This is a genomic window from Labrenzia sp. OB1 (assembly GCF_001624695.1).
Classification (GTDB): domain Bacteria; phylum Pseudomonadota; class Alphaproteobacteria; order Rhizobiales; family Stappiaceae; genus Roseibium.
The window spans coordinates 1-3,673 of the sequence record NZ_JSEP01000059.1; the positions used below are offsets into that span (position 1 = coordinate 1).

Annotated in this window: 3 protein-coding genes and 3 pseudogenes; 4 read left to right on the forward strand and 2 right to left on the reverse strand. The window is 51.5% G+C overall.

What is annotated here, in order from left to right; genetic code table 11:
• Positions 1-283 (forward strand): hypothetical protein (locus OA90_RS29210; protein ID WP_244274682.1); only part of this gene is annotated, 283 nt, incomplete at its 5' end.
• A 7-nt stretch (positions 284-290) separates the two neighbouring features.
• Positions 291-502 (forward strand): annotated as a pseudogene (locus tag OA90_RS28365) (transposase); the annotation flags it as partial.
• A 100-nt stretch (positions 503-602) separates the two neighbouring features.
• Here OA90_RS28365 and OA90_RS27370 read toward each other — a convergent pair.
• Positions 603-1,652 (reverse strand): helix-turn-helix domain-containing protein, encoded by a 1,050-nt coding sequence (locus tag OA90_RS27370; protein ID WP_156510718.1) that lies wholly within the window; start codon positions 1,650-1,652, stop codon positions 603-605.
• Positions 1,653-2,006: 354 nt separating this feature from the next.
• Here OA90_RS27370 and OA90_RS28370 point away from each other — a divergent pair.
• Positions 2,007-2,290: pseudogene (locus tag OA90_RS28370) on the forward strand (transposase); the annotation flags it as partial.
• 148 nt (positions 2,291-2,438) lie between these two features.
• On the opposite strand, the gene OA90_RS27375 reads toward OA90_RS28370, so the two are convergent.
• Positions 2,439-3,167: a hypothetical protein gene (locus tag OA90_RS27375; RefSeq protein ID WP_068420177.1), complete on the reverse strand. Its 729-nt coding sequence runs from the start codon at positions 3,165-3,167 to the stop codon at positions 2,439-2,441.
• Positions 3,168-3,462: 295 nt separating this feature from the next.
• Between OA90_RS27375 and OA90_RS28895 the strand changes: the two are divergent.
• Positions 3,463-3,673 (forward strand): annotated as a pseudogene (locus OA90_RS28895) (IS630 family transposase); the annotation flags it as partial.

The following is a 3,673-nucleotide window of genomic DNA, read 5'->3' on the forward strand; positions in this document are numbered from 1 at the left end:
TCATGTCACCACACTCGCCTGTGTCGCGCAGTTGCAAGGTGAAGACCTCGAGCTCCTGGAGGCCATCGTCGAAAACGATGACAACCTGACCTATGGCAGCATCGTCAGCGTCCAAACAGGTCAGGACGACTATATTACAGCGCTCACCGACGACGGCATCCACGAATTGAAAGACATGCTCGCCGAAGCCAGAAGCTCAACCGAAAACTGGAACGGCTTCCTCGATGACTTCGTCTCAGATCCCCACGTCATTGCCCGCGTCAAGGCCCAATCGCCGCGGTAACAATCGGCCGGTTACGCTTGAACGGTGAGATCAAGCGGCGCACCGATGTTGTCGGGATCTTTCCAAACGAGACCTCGATCCGGCGCCTGGTCGGCGCTATCCTGATGGAGCAGACCGGGGATTGGCCCCCTTCAGCGCGGCCGATACATAACGCTGGATAAGCTTGCCCAGCTCTGCGATGATCTCACCGTCAGCTTGCCTGCAGCGCAGAGCGACTGATCAGCTCGGCCCGTTAAAAGCCGATGGTTCGCGACGAGTTACACCACAAGATGGGACGTGGCCGACGGAATTACGCAACACAGTTACTCTAAGCGTGTCCTCAGATCTGCTGCAGCCATTCCAAGATGTCTTTTGGAGTTTCCTTGATATGCGCGAAGCCAATGTAATCGTTCTTGCGAACCTCGCTTGGTGCGTATCCGAACAATGTCCGGAAATTTCGTGTGAACTGAGCGCAACTTGTATATCCGTAGTCATAGGCGATGGAGCTGATCAGTCTGTGATCGGCGGAATTGCTCAGGGCTTTGTGGCAAGCGAGCAAGCGCGTTTGCCGGATATAGTTGGCAACGCCGCCGTGCCTTTCGAAAAGAAAAGAAAGTTTTCGCTTGGAAATATTGAGTGCCTCGCACAGAGCGCCAGGACCGAGTTCCGGCGACTGCAGGTTGTCGCGGATGTAGCGTCGGGCGCGTGCAATGAGACTTGTTGAAATAGGTAGTGGGGCTGCATTCTGGGAGAATTTGGTTTGGCTAGTGGTCACCGATATTTTCAGCAACTCCTTGAGAAATTTCGTCACAAGCGGAAGTTCTGCATATGTCATATCACGAATTTGGTAATCTATTGACTTGATGAAATCGCATAATATTTCAGACACCGTACCTTCGAGTGGCAGGTTGCTGGCAGCGTCCAGAATTTCTGAAAATTCGGCGAATTCCTCTCTGCAGAGAAGAACAACGGAAAACTTGGCCCTGGTCGTTTGGAGAGAAAATTCACTCGCAAGTGAAATAAGTCCGAGAAAGCCGGCCTCACCTCGCATGGTTCCTCTGGAGCTTTTGCAAATCATGCTGCCGCTGTGCAACAAAATCAGAGCCCAATGATCAATGTCGGATGACTTCAGATGAGCTTGCGTTCTGTTAAGGTTGAAGGGGGCCGAGAGACCGCACACATAGGCGAGACCTCGCAGATCATAAGCACGAAATATTGTTCGGCTTGAACCATTATTTGTGCATGACGGTGTAGATTGGGCGAAAGACCTGAGAAACGCGTCCCAGACATCTCTATGCCTTGTATTTACAAGTCCTGAGTATCCGAGTTTCCCTTGCCGTGGAAAATGTTCGATAAATTCATTGTCCTGGGGGTATTGAACGTAGCTCACTTTGACGTTCCTCACTCATTCTGGACTTGCAACTGAGTGTTGTCGCTGCATAAAAACTCGGAGTGCCTTGATGGAGCTTGTCGCGAGCTTCATTGACACGCGGTCAGGCGGCGTTTTGTGCAATCGTCTTCAGTGAGTCCGAGACGCTCTTATGTGATCGCGAAAAATCGAAGATAGCGAAGTTGTTTTCGTCGATCTGGAGGATCCGGGTTTTCATGGCCGCTTCCCTTTTGCGTCGTATCGTTTTAGTTCCGATGTGGCGTTGTCTCACAACGGGCCGCCGTAACTCCAATCCCGGATTTCTATCTTTCAATAGTCGTTGGCTATGAGCGCAGATTCGGCAGCTCTAGGGCCTGTGGCTGCGGGGCGATGCACAAGATTGGCGAGGATCGCACGGAGCGGCTCGACATAGTGCCCGCACAGTTGCGCGTGATCGTCACCGTATCCATCGGAGTACGCTGGCAGATTGGGTCGGCACCGCCGCGTTCCGCCTCGGACCCGGGGCCGACCGGCTGGCCGAGCACCTGAAGGTGTCGACCAAACTGTTCATGGACGAGACCACGGCACCGGCGTTGGATCCGGGCCGCGGTAAGACGAAAACCGGATATCTATGGGCATTGGCCCGCGACGATCGGGCCTAGGGTGGGGACGATCCGCCTGGCGTGGTCTTCTTCTATGCGCCGTGCCGCGGCGGGGGATTGCCAAGTTGTTGACGGAACTCAGAGCTTGTAGATCGCTGTGATGATGCAGAGTTCCGTCAACAACTTGGCAATCCCGTGAAACCTTTTACATACGCGCCAGAGGGGCGAGGAGTTCGAGTACCTGACTGAATAAACGCGGCCATTCTGCTGGAGCGTAGGATCTATATGGCCAAGTGTTTTGTGTGATTTCATCGCCTAGGACAGTTTGACTGCTAGCGTGAACATCAATTGTGATAACTATTTGGAGGTCTTGATATTTTTTACGAATTCTACAGGTAGTGAAATCTCCACGCCGAGGGTTGAAGCAATTTGCGGTTATTGCCAACTCACCTTGCTCGGGCGACGTCTCCACAAAATAATATCCATCCTTATACGAGTATTTTCGAAAATTTCCCTCTATGACTTCGAAGGTTTTTCCTTCGCTAGAAGGCTTGGCAATGCCGCTAATCTCTGAGATACTTAAGTTGGACACCCCAATCGGGATCAGGGGCCTCCCAACTGTTTGTTCATAGTATTTGGCGTATGTCGGGTTAAAAATAACCCTCCTCGCATGCAGATAGTCTCGACCCGGAAGAGAACAATAAGCATCGAAAGCGATGCCTCCCGCTCGAGTTCTAATTCGACTTGACTTACGCGCGTCATCTTTTTGAATAATCGTTGGTGGATTTTTTGCAGGAATTTGCAAACGAAGATTACCGATCGTAATACGGATAGGATTCATTATTTCGCACGAAGAAGAGGCGCTATTAATACTAACAAACACAAATATTACAAATATCGACAAAACATGGAAAATTTTCAACATCTTCGCCATAGATGATATCTTCTCCCAACTAAAGAACTAATTGTCTGCCAATAATCTATGGATCAGTTCACTCACGTCATCGGGTCCCGCGATTAGGGGGAATTAGCTGTTTCTATCGTACGGACGTCAACGAGAGAGAACCCATTGCGCGGCAATGATCTAGCCACTACCGAGGAATTGAACCGCACCGGGTTTGCCGGAGGCCAATTGGTTTAAGTTATACCAAGCGACGAATTTGACGACTCTTTTGGATTCCCAAAGTTTCGCGAATATGATTCCTGATGGGGAACATGAGGAGTTTGCCATGTCCGCCCCTATCCGTCTTCGAGATGACTTTGATGCTCCAACCCTTCGTCATCTAGCCCGTGGCTCGGTGAATGCCGATCAAACACGGCGCCTTTTGGCGCTTGCAGTGATCTATGACGGCGGCTTGCGCAGCGATGCGGGTGCGGTCGGCGGCGTGACGGTCCAGGTGATCCGCGACTGGGTCTTGCGTTTCAATGCAAAAGGCCCCG